A 15,898-nucleotide genomic window follows, 5' to 3' on the forward strand; every position below is an offset into this window, starting at 1 on the left:
TGTTCAACAAACTCAAGAATTGGCGCAGGGTCGCCACCCGCTACGACAAAACCAAGGAATCCTACCTCGGCTTCGTCGCGCTCGCCTCAGTTAAACTCTGGATACCCTTTGTCCACGAAGCCTAATTCAGCGGCCCGCTCGGGCGGGGCGAGAGGACGGGCGCCAATCGGAACAGTGAAGCTGGAATCCACAAGATGGTTCAGGCTCGCACAAGCTTCACCGAGACCCGCATCATAAAGTGGTTTGCGAATGAACAGAAGAGGAGAGTGAAATGTCTGGAAGTGATTCGGCGCTTCGTCAGGTAAATCTCGAAGCCATTCGGACCTGGGAGCAGACCTATAATTCAGGCGATGTCGAACAGTTCGTCAACGCGAGTTACCTCCCTGACGCCAACGTGTTTTTTACCGGAGCCTCGGCTCATGGCCACGAACAGTTCAAGCGCGTCGAACAGGCGGTAATCGACGGTGCCCCCGGACGCTATATGCGGATCGATGAGATTCTTTGGGTCAGCGACGATCTCGCGGTCGTGGAGGCTGTCGTGCTCGATACCGCACGGCCGGAATTTTTCTCACCGTTTTGCGCCATTCTAACCTTCCGCGACGGAAAGGTGCTGACCGATCGCACCTATCTTGATCCGTCCAACTGGCCGGCAATCGAATTCGCCGCGCCCCATGCAACGCCGGGCGGCCTTGGTGCGCAAAACGGCTGATAATCATAATGGGGCGGGGCGCGCAGACGTCCTGCCCCGTTTCGGGTGGGAGGATCCGATGACGACAAATTTTGCAAACTGTAACTTGGGTGGCCGCGCTAGCATGCTGGTCATTGCCATTGTCGGCTGCGGCCTGACGGTGTCTGGTCATGCTTATGCGCAGGACGCCGCCGATAGCGGAGAAATCATTGTGACCGCGCAGAAGCGGGCCCAGTCCATCAATGATGTCCCTATCACGATGGTTGCTGCCAGCGGCGACGATCTTGCGACGCGTCGGATCGACAAGACGGCCGACCTGGAACGGATCGTTCCCGGCCTGACCTTTACGCAGACGCCTTCGGGGCCGCCGGTCTATACTCTTCGCGGTGTCGGCTTCTACGATTCGACCCTTGCTGCGGCCCCCGCGGTCAGCGTTTATGTCGACGAAGCGCCGCTCGCTTATCCGATCTTTTCGCAGGTCGGCGTGATCGACGTTGAGCGCGTCGAGGTGTTGAAGGGACCGCAAGGAACACTCTACGGCGAAAATTCTACGGGCGGTGCGATCAACTATATCGCGGCCAAGCCGACCTCGACCTTTTCGGCAGGCGGGAGCCTGAGCTATGGTCGCTTTTCGACGCTGCAGGGTGAAGCCTATGTCAGCGGCCCGCTCAGCGACACCCTCAAGGCCCGCGTTGCGATCAAATCGACGCAAAGCGGCGCTTGGCAAGCCAACTATCTTCGTAACGACCGAATTGGCGACACGCACCAGACGGCGGCGCGCTTGCTCCTGGCCTGGGAACCATCAACGAGCGCGCGCTTCACGCTCAACGTCAACGGCTGGATCGACAAGTCGGACACCCAGGCTTTTCAATATCAGGAAACCGAATGCACGGTGCCGAGCAATTGCCCGGCTGAACTGATCGGATATCCGGTTGCGCCCGACAACGCCCGGGCGGCCGACTGGACGCCGACCAATCCGATGTCGAACGATGATCGCTTCTTCCAGACCACCTTGCGCAGCGAAGTCGACCTGTCGCCGGAGGTGACGCTGATAGCGGTAACCGGCTATCAGAATATGCGGCAGCGCAAGTGGATCGACCAGGACGGAACGGCCGTCGACAACCTGTCCTTTGGCCAGACCGGCCGCGTCCGATCGTTCAACCAGGAACTCCGGGTGACGGGAAATCACGACCGGCTGGACTGGATCGTCGGAGGATATTTTTCCACCGCAAAGGTCGATGACGACTTTTTGATCCTGACGCCTCGCTTGTCGACGAACCTGCCGATTCCGGGGCTTCCGGTCTTTACAACCGCTGGCGGGGATTTCCTGCATAAGGTGAACAGCTATGCGGTCTTTGCCAATGCGGAATGGCAACTGGTCGATGGCCTGACCCTGTCCGGCGGTATCCGGTACACGAAATCGGTACGCAAGTTCAGCGGGTGTGAAACGTCGGGTCCAGACCCGCAACTCGGTATCGCGCTTTCGATCATCGGCTCGGCGCTCGGCGGTTACACGCAGATGCCGGTCCCTGCGGACGGCTGCATCTCGCTCGATGCCGATACGTTCCTGCAGGGGCGCTCGACGGGCCGCCTTTCAGAGGACAATGTGTCGTTTCGTGTGGGCCTGTCATACGACTTGCCCAGCGACGGGTTGATCTATGCGAATGTCAGCAAGGGGTATAAGTCGGGCAGCTTTCCGACCGTTTCGGCCTCCAGCTCCGCGCAATTCGCACCCGTTACGCAGGAATCCGTGCTTGCCTATGAAGTGGGCACTAAATGGCCGATCGCTCGCGGCCTTCAACTCAACGCTGCGGGCTTCTATTACGACTATCGCGACAAGCAGATACGTGGCCGTATTGCCGATCCGATTTTCGGGGCCCTGGAAGCGCTGGTGAATGTCCCGAAGTCACGGCTCTATGGCTTTGAGGCCGAAGCAGTGGTCCAGCCGCTCGACGGCCTTCGGATCAGCGGATCGGTGACCTATACCAACAGCAAGGTGCAGCGGTTCATCGGCATCACGCCGACGGGAGGAACGCGCGATTTCGCCGGGTCATCCTTCCCCTATGCTCCGCGATGGCAGGCCGTTGCCGACGCGCAATATGACTTTGATGTGGCGGACGGGAAAAAGGCTTTCATCGGCAGTTCGCTGGTTCACCATAGCAGCACCTATTCCAGCCTGGGTGAAGACGCGAATTTCCGTCTCAATCCCTATGTTACCGTCGATGCGCGCGTCGGGTTCGGTGCGGCGGACGACAGCTGGAAAGTGTCGCTGTATGGCAAGAACATCTTCAACGAATATTACTGGAATAACGTCTTTCAGTTCATCGATACCCGTTTTCGGATCGCCGCGAGGCCGGTCGAATATGGCGTGACGCTGTCCGTGAAATACTGATTCGCGTAGTTCCGGCGGCGTAGCCGCCGGAACCGCACTGTCGTGAGCGACGCCCTCTCCGGACAGGGCGAGAACATTGATCCGGACCGGGAGGCTGAGAGTGCCGCTACGCATCGAAGAACCGGCGACGAACGCCTATAATTACCCGCTGACGATCCGCCATCTCCTGCGTGCCGGCGTGGCGTCCGGCAATGCACACGCGATTGTCCATCGCGAGGTGCGCATGTCGTATCTCGACCTCGAAACGCGTGTTGCCCGGCTGGCCTCGGTCCTGCACGAACTAGGCGTCGGGCCGGGGACAACCGTGGCGGTGATGGATTGGGACAGCCATCGCTATCTGGAATGTTTTCTGGCGATCCCGATGATGGGTGCGGTGCTGATGACCGTCAATGTGCGCCTGTCACCGCGCGAAATTTCCTATTGCCTCGACCATAGTGGGGCCGAGGTCCTGCTGTTCCACGCCGATTTCGCCGAGATTGTGGCGGGGGTGGTGCCGTCAATCGTCTCGCTTCGCCATCTGCTGCTGATGGATGACGATCAACGGTGCGAGCCGTCAGTCCGAATCTGCGGTGATTATGAAGGGCTTGTGGCAGCGGCACCAGACACCTATCAATTCGAGGATTTCGACGAGCGTGCCCTCGCCGCCACCTTTTATACCACCGGTACCACCGGGGCGCCGAAGGGCGTTTTGTTCACCCATCGTCAGATCGTTCTGCAATGCCTGTCCATCGCTGCCGCATTCGGCACGCAGCAGCCTTACGGCTTTGGACGGGACGATGTGTACATGCCGATGACGCCGATGTTCCACGTCCTTGCCTGGTGTATGCCCTTCGTCGCGACGATGCTGGGAATGACGCAGGTCTATCCCGGACGCTATGACGTCGATGCGCTGCTCGATCTGCGCGATCGTGAATGCGTCAGCTACTCGCATTGTGTTCCGACGGTGCTGCAAATGCTGGTGGATGCCGCAGAGGCGCGGCGTTGTGACTTATCCGGCTGGACGATCGCGGTTGGAGGTAGTGCGTTGACGCCAACGGCGCTTGCCCGCGCGGAAGCATGCGGATTGCGGGTCCTGGCCGGATACGGCATGTCCGAAACATGTTCGACCGCATTGGTGAGCCGACCGATCGACGTGATGGCGGATGCCGTCCCCCCGGTGCTGTCGTGGGCCGGCTCCCCTTCGCCGCTGGTGGAGGTGCGCATCGTCGATTCCGAGATGCGTGACGTTCCGCATGACGGTGAGGCGGTCGGCGAACTCGTGCTGCGCGCTCCGTGGCTAACCATGTCTTACGCCGGCGATGACGCAGCGTCGCAGGCGCTGTGGGCGGGCGGCTGGATGCATACGCAGGACTTGGTGACGATGACGCCATCGGGTCATATCCGCATTATCGATCGCACCAAGGATGTCATCAAGTCGGGCGGCGAATGGATTTCGTCGATCCAACTCGAAGACCTGCTTGTCGCCCATCCCGGCATCCGAGAGGCGGCGGTGATCGGAATCCCAGATGACAAGTGGGGCGAAAGGCCAGCGGCGGCAATCGTTCCTGCTGACGGTGCGAAAGCGCCAACGCGCGATGAAATCTGGGATCATTTGCAGCAATGGATAAGCTCGGGTGAAATCGGCAGGATCGCGCGCCCCGATACGGTGGTCATATTGCCCGAACTACCACGGACCAGCGTGGGAAAGATCGACAAGAAGCAACTGCGCAATGCGATGAGCGCTGGATGGTAGTCCGGTCGCGATCCTGCATATGACGGGGGTATAGTTGAGCATATTCAATCTTGAAGGCCGCGTTGCGATTGTCACCGGGGCATCGCGCGGCATTGGACGAGCGATCGCAGGGGGACTTGCGGCACAGAACTGCCGTGTGGTCGTGTCGAGCCGCGACCCCGATCGGTGCGCTGCCGCAGCCCAAGAAATCAACGAGACCTTTCCGGATGCCGCGCTGCCGGTGGCGGCGAACATCGGATCCAAGCAGGATTTGCAGCGGTTGGTCGACAAGACGCGCGAGCAGATCGGGCCAATCGATATCCTCGTCGGCAATGCGGCGACCAACCCATATTTCGGGCCGATCGGCGGGATCAGCGACGAGCAATTCCAGAAAATACTCAGCAACAATATCCTGTCCAACCATTGGCTGGTCCAAATGGTGTTGCCGGACATGAAGGCGAAAGGCGAAGGATCGATCATTCTGATTTCGTCGACCGGCGGCTTCATCGGGTCGCGAACGATCGGTCCCTATAATATCTCCAAGGCGGCAGGACTGCACCTTGTCCGCAATCTTGCAGCGGAGCTTGGCTCGTTCAATATTCGCGTCAACGGCATCGCGCCGGGTCTGGTGCGTACCGACTTTTCGCGCGCGCTATGGAGCGATGCTGAATCAGCGGCGAGAATAATCGACCGCACCGCGCTTGGCCGGTTGGCCGATCCTGAAGAAATGGCGGCCGCCGCCGTTTTTCTGGCTGGAACCGGCAGCAGCTATATGACGGGGCAAACGCTCGTATTGGACGGTGGATTGTTGATCGGTACCTACGACTGAAGGTTTTTGCACGCGGTGATGATTGAAATGGCCGGCCCCCACCGCGTGGTCCGTGTTGATCGTAAGTGATGGCGTGGACGCCCCCCCCCCCGACGACATCAATCTGCCAAAGTGGAGGTGTTGAATACCACGGGAGTGAGGCGTCCATCTATAGATGTCTTACCCTGATCGTACATCGCACCGGCTGCTTGGCTCGGGCGGCGCGTTGCATGCAAGCGTCGATGGCCTCGCGGTTGTCGCGGCGCATCTCTGCGGCCTCTGCGATGGTTTGCCATGCTTTGGGGCTGTCGGCATGCATGATCCGGGTTCCGGCCTCCCATAAGGTCGGCGCACGAACGGTGCGCGCGGCGATGCGTTCGGGCACATGCCAGCTTGTCGGAAGAATGCGTGCAACAAAACCGGGGAGCACCGACCACAGGATGCACCCGGCAAGCAAGCCGCCGCCGACGTACCACCAACGAAGCCGTTTTTGCTCGTAGATGGAGTTGGCCGTGCCGATGATCGCCCGCAGATCGCGGATGGCCTCGCCACGCTCCCGCTTCGCAGCCACAATCAAGACCTCGTCGTCGCGTCGCGCTCGCGCCGCCGCCGCCGTCATCCGCGCCTCGAAGTCTTCGGGGGTCATTTGCATGGCGGGCTGGCGCTCGATGGAGACAAGCCGGTTGGCCATCTCGCCGAGCGTCTTGCTGTAATCGGGAATGTCTATTTCAGATTTCTCGGTAGCGAGATTCGCGACCGCACGGCGCATCATCGCCATTTCGCCTTCGAGACGGGTGAACGCCTCTGTCGCCGGATCGGGTCCGGGATCGTCATAGGGCAGCCGGGATAGCGCGTTGTCATCGTTCATATTGTCCTCCTATCGGCTCATGCCAAGATTCTTGCCCAGATCGGCGGGGACCGACGCCGCGAGATCGCGCGCGACGTCACGGCCCCTGTTCGTCCCGATGCCGAGTTCCTGCCGCCGCCCGCGCAGCAGCGATTCGACCTGCGCGTCGCGTTCGAGACTTTTTGCCATGCCCGCCATTTGCTGACCGACGCGCTTCGCGCCCCGGAAATCGCCATCACGGCGTAAGTCATCGTGCGCCTGCCGGAGTTGCTTCCAGCCTTCGACAAAACGGTCGGCGCGCTGGAACGGATCGGCGCGAAGCTCCGCCTCCTTGTTCATCGCGCGCACCGCGGCCTGGCCTCGGCCCTGTGCGGCCTCGTGGGCAAGCTCTTGCTGCTGCTGGAAGGCATTGCCGAGGTCGGTGGCAGCATGGGGCCGGATTGCGTCGAGTGCGTCTCCTGCGCGGTTCAGGGCGTCATGCTGGTGGGGCAGCACCGGCAAGCCCCGATCGCGCATTCGGGCAATCTCATCGACAGCACGGGCATAGCGTTCGACGGCGCGGCGCTGGCCGGTCGCATGGGCTGGCTCGGCCTTCGCCTGCTCGCCCGTCCGTTCGGGCGGACGGAACCCCGCGAACATGCCCGGCTCGCGCTGCGGACCGGGCTGCGACAGGCGCAAGCCGTCGAAGATCCCGCGCGCCTTCTCTTTCCCGCTACGGACGATCTCTGTGACCCGTTCGCGGATGGAGATGCCGCGCCGCTCGGCGAAGTCGCGCGCCGGATCGGCCTTGGCATAATCGCTCGCCATATCCTTGGCGCGTTCACGCGATAGGGTGCGGACAAGGCGCGCATCATCCTTGAAGTCGTCGCGCCCATAATGAAGCGCCATCCCGTCGCGGTGACGCGACAGGCCGACATAGGCGCCGTGCCGATCCATGCCGGGGGTTGCGAGCACATGGCTGCGGTCCACGGTCATGCCCTGCGCCTTGTGGATCGTCGCCGCATAGCCATGATCGAGATGGCTATAATCTTTGCTGTCGAACGCGACGCTGCGCCCGTCATCGGTGCGGACGGTTATGCTCTGCTGGCTGACCCGCTCGACCGTCCCCAGCGTGCCGTTCTTCACCTCAAGGCTGCACTCGTTGCGAAGGAACATGATGCGGTCGCCACTGGCGAAGGCCCGGTTGCCTCGTTCCGTGTTTACGCGCACATCATCGCCAAGCTGGCCCGCCTCGCGCATCCGGTCGCGGGCAGCCTCGTTGAGCTCGCGCACCTCGGCATTGGTGTGGGTGACAATGATGCGGGATTGATCGGGCGCGGCTATGCGCTCGCGGTCCCAACGCTCGACAAGCTCGGCGCGCGCCGCTTCGCGCGTGTCGGCTGCATGCACCATGCCGCGCTCGGCATAGGCATGGATGGCTTCACCGGTCCTGCCGGTCGCCAGATGCCGGGTCGCGTCCTGCTGCCATCCCTCACGTTGACGCCGCACCTCGGTGATCTCGACGCCGCCATGCCGTTCGTGAATCGCACGGAATGCGGCACCGGCCTCGATCGCCTGCAACTGCCGCGGGTCGCCGACCAGCACAACCTTCGCGCCGACATCTGCGGCATGGGACAACACCCGTTCCATCTGGCGCGTACCGACCATGCCCGCCTCGTCGATCACCAGCACATCGCGCGAGGTCAGAAGATCGCGTCCCTGCGACCAGCCATGTTCCATGCTGGCGATGGTCCGCGACGCGATGCCGGAGCCGTTCTCCAATCCCTCGGCGGCGATGCCGGACAGTGCTGCACCGCGCACGTTCAGCCCTGCGTCCTCCCAAGCGCCGCGCGCCACGCCGAGCATCGCGCTCTTGCCGGTGCCCGCATAGCCGACGATGATTGCAAGTCTCTGCGGCCCGGTTATATGAGCCACCGCCGCCTGCTGCTCGCGACCCAGCATAAGGCCGGTCGTCCCGGCGATATCGAGCACTCCCTGCATCGATGCCGCCGGGACTTTGACACTGCGCTCGTGCGCGAGCCGCTCCGCCGCATTGTGCATCCGCTGCTCGGTGTCGATCATCTCGCGCGATGTGAACCGATCTTCGCCGCGCCCGTCCTTGCCAAGCGCGATCATGTCTGGCGACTCGTGAACCGCGCTCATCGCCCGGTCATATTGCTCCTTGCCGTCCGTGTGACGGTGCACGAACATCGCCATGTCGCGCCGGGTGAAGGTCGCTTGCTGGTGCGTGATCGCGTCGAGTGCGACACGCGGCTCGGCAATGATGCGTTCGCCGTTCCGCTGTGCGACGGCGCGGTGATCCTCGATGCGTTCCGACTCCAGTCCGCGCTCACCCATGCGCGAAGCGGCGGGGCCGATCTTGTCCTGCGGCTCCAGGTCGATGCCCTGCGCTTCCAACGAACGGTGATCTATGCGGGCGTCGATATCCAGTTCCGCAAGCCGCTGATTGACATGATCGGCCCAACGCTCGCGCCATTGTTCGACCAATTCGGTGCGATTCCAGTCGCGGACCTTCTGTCCGAAGCCTTCCTCGCCCACCTCGCGCATCGTCAACATGACATGGGCATGGGGTTTGGCGAGTCCGTCGGCGCCGATGTCCCAATGCACACTTAAATCAGCGATCATGCCGCGATCAACGAACTCGGTCTGCACGAAATCGCGGGCAAGCTCGATACCATCGGCCTTGGTCATCTCTCGCGAGATGGCAAACTCTACCTCGCGGGCAAGCTGCGCGTCCTTCCGCTTCTCGGTTGCCTCGACCTCGTTCCAGAGTGTTTCCCGATCCGACAGGCGTTCGGGCGCGCCGTCGGGCAGCATGATCTCGCTATGCTCGACCCCCGACTTTGCCCGGAAATCATGATCGCGGTCGAGCCGCTCGTCGTGCGAGCGCTCGCCCGCGCGATAGGCTGCGGCGGCAACAGCGCTGCGCCCCGCGCCGCGACCGATGACTTTGACCGAGAGATGGAATATCGCCATAGCGGACATACCAGCTACACTGCGAAGCGCACGTCGGCACGACGTATAAGCGCGCCCTTCTCGAATAAATTCTCGGACGGGACTAGGCGGTGTCAGACTGTCCCGGCGACACTACTGCGCTGGCGCCACGCATCTTCTATCATGGCCGCATCGTCACTCAACGGAGACTTATGATGCGCAAACCACGAGATATCGATTCGGAATTGAAGGCGCTCGAAGCCAAAGCGAAGTCCCTCAAGGAACGCCGCGTTCGCCAGCTCGGCGAACTCGTCGTTGCGACCGGCGCCGATGCGCTCGATGCCGACATGCTCACCGGCGCATTACTCGGCGCGGTCGCAACGAAAGACACAGGTGCCAAGGAGGGCTGGCGCAAGGCGGGCGCGCGCTTCTTTCAGCGCGGTGCACGCAAGGCTGCGACGGGACCTGATCGTGGTGCAGCGAATGACACGGCGCACGATCACCATGCGGCATCGGCTTGAAGCGGTGAAGGCACGAACCGGCACACGCGAATGGCAAGTGAAGCGGCGCGAGCGAACGCGGCAATTGATCGAACTGGGCGGGCTCGTCGCCAAAGCCGGATTGGTCGAACAGAGTAATGACGATCTCGCGATGCTCTATGGCGCGTTTCTGTGGATGGCGGACAAGCTCAGGAGCGACGAGGGTGCTCACGCCGCGGCGCTGTGGAAGCGGCGCGGGACGCGCGCGTTCGACGCCGAAGCTTTGGTCGACTCGGATCCGTCTGCCATAGGCGCGCGATGACACGGGAGTTGACCGATACGATCCTGCGCGTGGTCGAACGCTTGCCGCAATGGATCAGGCGCGACCTCGACGCCAAAGATCCGGTCGTGCGCATCCGAGCCGAAGAATCCCTCGCCGCGATGATCGCGGACGCGCTCGACAGTCAAGCCGACCCCGAAAGCTGACGTCTATTTCTTGCGCGGTCGTCCGCCGCGCCCGTTCTTGCCGAGCCCGATCTCCTTCGCGAGCGTGCGGCGCTTCTCGGCATAGTTCGGTGCGACCATCGGATAGTCCGGGGAGAGATTCCATTTCGCGCGATAATCTTCGGGCGTCATGCCGTAATGCGTCATCAGGTGACGCCGCAGCATCTTGAGCTTCTTGCCGTCTTCGAGGCACACGATGTAATCGGGCTTCACCGATGCGCGGATCGACACCGCCGGTTCCTGTTTGACTTCGGGCTCATCGGCCTCGCCAAGTCCGGCGAGCGCGTCGTGCACTGAACGAATGACGAGCGGAATATCCGATATCGCGACGCTATTGTTGCTGAAATGCGCCGCAACAATATCTGCCGTCAGCGTGACGAGCGTTTCGGTATCTTCCATTTCCTGTTCTCCTTCGACCCGGCGAGATAGTTCTTGTCATTCCAAGCTACGGGCATGCACGCATCGGGGTTCTGCTTCAACCATGATACGAAAACCATCCATGCCCGGAACCGCGGTGAAGATCGCGCGTTGGCTTGCCGATCATTCTCGTGGTCACCTACAGGAGCGCCCCGCCCGTTGGCGGGGCGTTTTCCTGTCTGCGGCGCGCGGGCACGAGATGACCTCGTTTCTATCCCTCCCCCCCTTTAGGAGCGAGGTCGAAGGGTCCTGTCAGGGGGCAGGACCCTTCATCATTTCCGGATGTAGAGCGATACGGGCGACGCGATCAGGGACCAGCCGGATCGCGTCGCCCTTCGCGATGCCGCTGAGTGGGGGGTAAGAGGGCCGGCGGCATCGGGATGTCTGTGAAGGTCATGGTCGGGCACAAGCGTTAACGGAATATTGATTTTAGGGCCGCGTTGCGACGAGCCGAACACGGCATCGCTTCGCTACCCGCTCATTCGCCGGGCACGGCGTATGGCGATGAGCGCCGCCGCGATATGGGTTTCGACCTCTTTGACATCGATATCGAGTTGCCGTGCGATGCACGCATAGCTCAGGCCATCGAAGCGGTGGAGGAAGAATATCTCGCGCGTGCGGTCCGGCAAGCGGGCGATCGCCCGTTCGGCACGCCGGATGTCGCTATCATCCGATGCACGCCGCCAACCGAACAGGCGGCCTATACCAATGCGCTTCACCATTGCGCGGCGACCGCGGCGCGGCACAGCCTCAATGCCTTCGACATATGATATTCGACGGTCTGGATGCAGACGTCGAGTTCGGTTGCGATCTCCTTGTAGGAGCGGTGATGGACGCGGTGCATCACGAACACGCGCCGAGTCTTCGGCGGCATGGCGCGCACCGCGCGCCGGTAGGCACGCTGCAAGTCGATCGCCTCGATCCGCTGCGCCTGGTCGGCCTGCACGCCAGCATCCCTGCCTTCGTCGAACGGACAGAAGATCGGCACCCGCTGCGTTCGTCGCACGCGGTCGATCAGCACATTGCGAACGATCCGCGACAGATAGGCCTGGGGATTGTCGACGCGATCAAGATCGCACCGCAGCAAGCGCGCGAACGCGTCCTGCACGATGTCGGGGGCTTCGTCGGGACCGATCCGGTGTCTCAGCTTGCGCACAAGCCGCCGGTACTCGCCGTGATATATGGCTTCGAATACCGCGGCCTGCCTCGGCGCGGTCACGAGCGCACCGCCTTCCGCTCGCGGTCATTCAGCGGCGCATCGCGCGAGACGCGATAGAGGGTGATGCCCGCCTCGATCCGGTCGAGGATGAAGGTGTCGCGCTCGGCCTTTGCGATGCGGATGTCGGCTCTGGAGTAAAATTCGAGGCCGACTGCACAGCGGTTGCCAAGCTCGCTGTCGATGACATCGCGGGCGCGGGTCCAGCATTCGGCTTCCTTGAACAGCGGATGATTGACGACGATCCAGAATTCGTAATCGGAAAAGTTGATCGTCTCGTCGTCTTCGTACCAAGTCTTCCGCGCATAGGGGCCGATCAGGATGATGCGGCGAATCTCGCCCGGCTCGGGCGCCTGCACCGCATCGGGGTCGAAGCAGGCGCGCAATATGCGCGTGATCCGTTCGACCTCCTGCTGCTTGCGGCGGATCAGATGGCCGACGCGCGCCATCACGACTTCGCGCGCGTAAACGTCGTTCGCTTTGGGGGTATGCATGTTGAGCTCGCACAACGGCGGTCCACGCGTGATCGCGCGGATGTGCAAGCGGTGTCCGCTGTGTGCCGATCGATCGGCTTACAGCAACTGCCCGACCCTCGGCCGGACCTGCATGATGCTGGCAGGATTATCCCCGGGATGGCCGCCAGTCATTCCATCCCGTACGCGGGATTATGCCAGAAGCGGGGAGTCCCGGCAAGCCGGGCGGCCGGCCGTGTTTATTCGCGCGCCGCCTTTTCGAGTTCGGCGATCCTATCGGTGCAGACCTGATGGACGACGCGGCCGAGTTCCTCGACGCGCTCGCCAAGCCAGGTTAGCTCTTCCTCGCTGATCCGGTAATGCTTCGAATAGCGCGCCTTGGTGTAGGCCTCTTTCAGCTTCTGGAACATCGCGCGTTCGCGGCGATTGGTCTCCGGCCAAATCCCGAACAGACGCCGATCGAGTCCCTCGGCGAGCGACCGCAAGAAGGCGATGTTATGGTTGTATGGTGTGTAATAGGTCAGGGTCAGTAACAATCCTTGGTAGAGGCTTTCCGTCGCCTGATGCAGAAGGAACGCTGCGCGCTTCCAATCCCGCTCCGTCATGCAGAAGTGAAATACCTTCAAGAAGCCGGCCGCGTTGGGTAACCACTCCTCGAAATACTCCCGTGCGGTATCCAGTGCCTGTTCTGGTGTTTTGGGACGCGGCGTAGTCAGTTCGCTGCCGTCCGTTTCGTAAAGCGCGATGCCATCCTTCGCGACCTCCATGAAAAAGACCCGGCCATGCGCGAGCCCGTCGTTGACCTCGTGGAGCGAGTGGACGATGAAATTGACCGGCGTCCGCAGCCTCTTTTCGATGGTGTAGGCGCGGATCAGCCGTTCCTCGGCCTTCGCCCAATAAGCGGCGCGGTCGGTCAGCTCCTTTTGGCTGACGATGACAAGAATATCATAGTCAGATTTATACTGGTTGGCAGACGCCGGCGCGTCGACCCAATCATCCCTCGCGTAGCTGCCGAACAGGATGATCTTGAGAATGCGCGCGCCCTTGCGGCGCCCGGTCGCATTCTCGGTGGCCTGCCCGAACTCGTCGAAGATGATCTCGACGATACGTTCGAGCTCGCGCTGCTTGGCGGCGGGAAGATGATCGACGTCTGTTCGCATGCGTGCAGGAATCTTCGGGCAATGCCCGTCACTTGGCAAGAACAGATTGCCCGGCGCTTTGCGCCGGGCCAAAAATCTGGAGGAACGGCAATGCCGTTCCTCCGATGGTAGGGACCGATCAGGCGGCTTCGCGCAATTCCGGTTCCTTCGCGGCCTCCGGCTGGGTGATGAGCGCCGCGATGGCTTCGCTCCGTTCGATACAGCCGATGCCTCCGCGCTCGGTGTAGCCCGACGGCGGAAAGGCGAACCAGCGAGGAAGCCAGCCCTCGACCTTCGTCCGGCCATTGCTACCGGTCAGGCAATCGACGAGAATGCCGCGCTGCACCTTGGCGGTCGCATCCGCATTGGCAACGGCGACATCTTCGCCCGCGACCTCGCCGACGACGGCGTTGAGCAATTGCTTGTCGCGAATGAGGTCAGGAAGCAGGGTCGTGTCGTTCCAACAAGCCCCCATGTCGGCATCGGTAAGCTGACCGAGCATATCGACCTCGGCGCTGCCGACCGCCAGCGTCTCGCCCATCACGACGGGAAGGATACCCATCACCTCGTCATCGGACAGGGCCGCCAATCGGATGAACAGCCCGGCAACGCCATGATCGCCATCGTAGTCGCCAACCACGGTCGGCGTCTCCGGGTCGAACCCCAGCATATCGAGTAACGCACGGCGCGCCGCGTCGAATGCCGCTTCGCTCGCCGACATCTCGACGCTCTCCGCAATCGCATCGCTCGCGGCGCGCTGCCGTTCGACATCGACGCGCCACAGGTGCGAACCGACAATGGCGTGGGCGACCATCATGCGCAGCGCAATCCCCGGTTCGGACAGCAAGGACGCGCGCACGGCGGCGTGACGATGCAGGTCGATGTAGTTGCCGAGCGCCGCGCTGACCTCGGGACGCACCGGCTTGGGCGGGTTGGCCTCGCCCTTGGCGCGCAGCCGCGCCTCCTTGGTGGTGATATAGCCCTCGTGGAAGGCGACCTCGCCGCGATGGCTGACGGTCACGAACACTTTGCCGCCCTTCTTCTTCGGGCAGCGTTCATGCTCCCAGCCGTTGAAATAGGCTCCGCGCTCCATGATGACGACATCGGCCCAGCCGCTGTCGCGGTAGAAGTTCGCCTGTCTGTCGACCTCGGCCATCTGCGCGGTCCAGAATGCTTCGCTATCCGTAAAATAACTATCCTCGCCGAACAGGTCCGAAACGACCTCGCCTTTGTAATCGGCAAGATCGAACATCGCGACCTTGACCGCGATGGCGCTGCCGCCGAACAGCCATGATTTGAGCTGCGATCCCGTGGGCGCGTGCTTCTCGGCACAATCGACGAGCGCCAGCCACTCGCGCTGCTGCGTTTTCGTGGCGAGGGTCAGATGCCGCATCGTCACCGCATCGATCTTGTCGGTGCGATACATCGTGCGGATGCGGGGAAGCAGATTGCCGATGGCGAGCGTCCGCTTCACCTGCAAGCTGGTAAGACCGAAGGTGATGCCGATATCCTCGATGCTCCTTCCTTCGCGGACGAGGCGAGTGAAGGATTCGCAGCGCGACACCTCATCGGGATCGAGGCGGGTGATATTCTCGATCAGCGAGGCTTCCAATGCCGCCGCATCGTCTCCGGCTTCCATCACCGCGCAGGGTAGCGGGTCGATGCCGTCCTGTTCATCCGCAACGGTCAGCGCCGCATGATAGCGCCGCTTGCCCGCGACGATCTCATAGGCTCCTTCCGCACCATTCGGACGAACGATCAACGGGACCAGAATACCCCGCGCCCGCACAGACGGCAGAATGTTGGTGAGGTCGGGCTTCTTGGCGACCCCGCGCATGTTGGCGGACGACACCGAAAGCTGCGAAATGTCGATATGCTTGAATTCCATGATAATCTCTCCTTTGCTCTTCAACCACCGCAGCCCCGGCTGAGCGGGGTGGGCGGCGAGAGCGACCGGAGAGGTCCGCCGTGAAGGCGGGGCGCACCGCAGGCCGGAACAGAGTGGAGGACCCCGAAGGGGTTGCGCCCTGCCGGGCGGGCCTCAGAGGAGAGCGACGACCACCCCGCACGGCCGGAGGCCCTACGCCAGCGCGCGTCAGCGCGATGACGATCCGGTCGGCGAAAGCCGGCCCCGCGTCAGCGATCGTAGCGGCGTCAGCCGACGAGACGGCGTGCAGCGGCGGCTCGGTGGAGCGAAGCGGAATAGAGCGCGGCCGCCGCGGGCGGGACGTCGATGTCACGCTGATCCCGGTCATGTCGGCATGCCTGCTTGGTTATCGATCCGGCGTGT

The 15,898-nt window shown here is 62.3% G+C and carries 15 protein-coding genes and 1 pseudogene; 8 read left to right on the forward strand and 8 right to left on the reverse strand.

Going from position 1 to position 15,898, the window contains the following annotated elements; all coding sequences use genetic code 11:
• From AC58D2_RS15315 to AC58D2_RS15335, 5 genes and pseudogenes are all read left to right on the forward strand, one after another.
• Window positions 1-125: pseudogene (locus AC58D2_RS15315) on the forward strand (IS5 family transposase); the annotation flags it as partial.
• A gap of 146 nt (window positions 126-271) precedes the next feature.
• Complete coding sequence (locus tag AC58D2_RS15320) at window positions 272-709, forward strand: nuclear transport factor 2 family protein (protein WP_494228052.1); 438 nt, start codon at window positions 272-274, stop codon at window positions 707-709.
• Window positions 710-812: 103 nt separating this feature from the next.
• Entirely contained in the window at window positions 813-3,080 is a 2,268-nt protein-coding gene (locus AC58D2_RS15325; RefSeq protein WP_497391793.1) for a TonB-dependent receptor, read from the forward strand.
• A 100-nt stretch (window positions 3,081-3,180) separates the two neighbouring features.
• Window positions 3,181-4,812: a long-chain-fatty-acid--CoA ligase gene (locus AC58D2_RS15330; RefSeq protein WP_497391795.1), complete on the forward strand. Its 1,632-nt coding sequence runs from the start codon at window positions 3,181-3,183 to the stop codon at window positions 4,810-4,812.
• A 34-nt stretch (window positions 4,813-4,846) separates the two neighbouring features.
• Window positions 4,847-5,620 carry an SDR family NAD(P)-dependent oxidoreductase gene (locus AC58D2_RS15335; RefSeq protein WP_497391797.1) on the forward strand — a complete coding sequence of 258 codons (774 nt, stop codon included), beginning with the start codon at window positions 4,847-4,849 and terminating at the stop codon, window positions 5,618-5,620.
• A 148-nt stretch (window positions 5,621-5,768) separates the two neighbouring features.
• Here the strand turns inward: AC58D2_RS15335 and AC58D2_RS15340 are convergent, their stop codons facing one another.
• On the reverse strand, window positions 5,769-6,467 hold the full coding sequence (locus AC58D2_RS15340; RefSeq protein ID WP_497391799.1) for a DUF6118 family protein: 699 nt from the start codon (window positions 6,465-6,467) through the stop codon (window positions 5,769-5,771).
• Window positions 6,468-6,476: 9 nt separating this feature from the next.
• Window positions 6,477-9,422, reverse strand: coding sequence for a Ti-type conjugative transfer relaxase TraA (traA, locus tag AC58D2_RS15345; RefSeq protein WP_497391801.1), 2,946 nt, complete (start codon window positions 9,420-9,422; stop codon window positions 6,477-6,479).
• Window positions 9,423-9,595: 173 nt separating this feature from the next.
• Between traA and AC58D2_RS15350 the strand changes: the two genes are divergently transcribed.
• The 3 genes from AC58D2_RS15350 to AC58D2_RS15360 are packed head-to-tail and all read left to right on the forward strand — an operon-like array spanning window position 9,596 to window position 10,345.
• Window positions 9,596-9,901: a conjugal transfer protein TraD gene (locus AC58D2_RS15350; protein ID WP_497391803.1), complete on the forward strand. Its 306-nt coding sequence runs from the start codon at window positions 9,596-9,598 to the stop codon at window positions 9,899-9,901.
• Complete coding sequence (locus AC58D2_RS15355) at window positions 9,885-10,181, forward strand: conjugal transfer protein TraD (RefSeq protein ID WP_497391805.1); 297 nt, start codon at window positions 9,885-9,887, stop codon at window positions 10,179-10,181. Before AC58D2_RS15350 ends, AC58D2_RS15355 begins: the two co-directional genes overlap by 17 nt.
• Window positions 10,178-10,345 carry a hypothetical protein gene (locus tag AC58D2_RS15360; RefSeq protein WP_497391807.1) on the forward strand — a complete coding sequence of 56 codons (168 nt, stop codon included), beginning with the start codon at window positions 10,178-10,180 and terminating at the stop codon, window positions 10,343-10,345. Before AC58D2_RS15355 ends, AC58D2_RS15360 begins: the two co-directional genes overlap by 4 nt.
• A gap of 3 nt (window positions 10,346-10,348) precedes the next feature.
• Here the strand turns inward: AC58D2_RS15360 and AC58D2_RS15365 are convergent, their stop codons facing one another.
• The 6 genes from AC58D2_RS15365 to AC58D2_RS15390 all read right to left on the reverse strand — a co-directional run bounded on the left by AC58D2_RS15365 (window position 10,349) and on the right by AC58D2_RS15390 (window position 15,496).
• Window positions 10,349-10,762 carry a Ros/MucR family transcriptional regulator gene (locus AC58D2_RS15365; RefSeq protein WP_497391809.1) on the reverse strand — a complete coding sequence of 138 codons (414 nt, stop codon included), beginning with the start codon at window positions 10,760-10,762 and terminating at the stop codon, window positions 10,349-10,351.
• Window positions 10,763-11,250: 488 nt separating this feature from the next.
• On the reverse strand, window positions 11,251-11,499 hold the full coding sequence (locus AC58D2_RS15370; RefSeq protein ID WP_497391811.1) for a sigma factor-like helix-turn-helix DNA-binding protein: 249 nt from the start codon (window positions 11,497-11,499) through the stop codon (window positions 11,251-11,253).
• Window positions 11,496-11,999, reverse strand: coding sequence for a sigma-70 family RNA polymerase sigma factor (locus AC58D2_RS15375; RefSeq protein WP_497391813.1), 504 nt, complete (start codon window positions 11,997-11,999; stop codon window positions 11,496-11,498). Before AC58D2_RS15375 ends, AC58D2_RS15370 begins: the two co-directional genes overlap by 4 nt.
• Entirely contained in the window at window positions 11,996-12,490 is a 495-nt protein-coding gene (locus AC58D2_RS15380; RefSeq protein ID WP_497391815.1) for a hypothetical protein, read from the reverse strand. Before AC58D2_RS15380 ends, AC58D2_RS15375 begins: the two co-directional genes overlap by 4 nt.
• Before the next feature lie 218 nt (window positions 12,491-12,708).
• Window positions 12,709-13,629 (reverse strand): nucleotidyltransferase and HEPN domain-containing protein, encoded by a 921-nt coding sequence (locus AC58D2_RS15385; protein ID WP_497391817.1) that lies wholly within the window; start codon window positions 13,627-13,629, stop codon window positions 12,709-12,711.
• Between the two features lie 118 nt (window positions 13,630-13,747).
• On the reverse strand, window positions 13,748-15,496 hold the full coding sequence (locus AC58D2_RS15390; protein WP_497391819.1) for a ParB/RepB/Spo0J family partition protein: 1,749 nt from the start codon (window positions 15,494-15,496) through the stop codon (window positions 13,748-13,750).
• Window positions 15,497-15,898: the final 402 nt, after the last annotated feature.

The organism is Sphingopyxis sp. CR5, assembly GCF_059693785.1.

Bases quoted from the DNA above. Each gene is read 5' to 3' on its own strand.
- AC58D2_RS15320 (WP_494228052.1), top strand. From the start codon at position 272: ATGTCTGGAAGTGATTCGGCGCTTCGTCAGGTAAATCTCGAAGCCATT.
- AC58D2_RS15325 (WP_497391793.1), top strand. From the start codon at position 813: ATGCTGGTCATTGCCATTGTCGGCTGCGGCCTGACGGTGTCTGGTCAT.
- AC58D2_RS15340 (WP_497391799.1), bottom strand. From the start codon at position 6,467: ATGAACGATGACAACGCGCTATCCCGGCTGCCCTATGACGATCCCGGA.
- traA (WP_497391801.1), bottom strand. From the start codon at position 9,422: ATGGCGATATTCCATCTCTCGGTCAAAGTCATCGGTCGCGGCGCGGGG.
- AC58D2_RS15350 (WP_497391803.1), top strand. From the start codon at position 9,596: ATGCGCAAACCACGAGATATCGATTCGGAATTGAAGGCGCTCGAAGCC.
- AC58D2_RS15355 (WP_497391805.1), top strand. From the start codon at position 9,885: ATGCGGCATCGGCTTGAAGCGGTGAAGGCACGAACCGGCACACGCGAA.
- AC58D2_RS15360 (WP_497391807.1), top strand. From the start codon at position 10,178: ATGACACGGGAGTTGACCGATACGATCCTGCGCGTGGTCGAACGCTTG.
- AC58D2_RS15365 (WP_497391809.1), bottom strand. From the start codon at position 10,762: ATGGAAGATACCGAAACGCTCGTCACGCTGACGGCAGATATTGTTGCG.
- AC58D2_RS15380 (WP_497391815.1), bottom strand. From the start codon at position 12,490: ATGCATACCCCCAAAGCGAACGACGTTTACGCGCGCGAAGTCGTGATG.
- AC58D2_RS15385 (WP_497391817.1), bottom strand. From the start codon at position 13,629: ATGCGAACAGACGTCGATCATCTTCCCGCCGCCAAGCAGCGCGAGCTC.
- AC58D2_RS15390 (WP_497391819.1), bottom strand. From the start codon at position 15,496: ATGGAATTCAAGCATATCGACATTTCGCAGCTTTCGGTGTCGTCCGCC.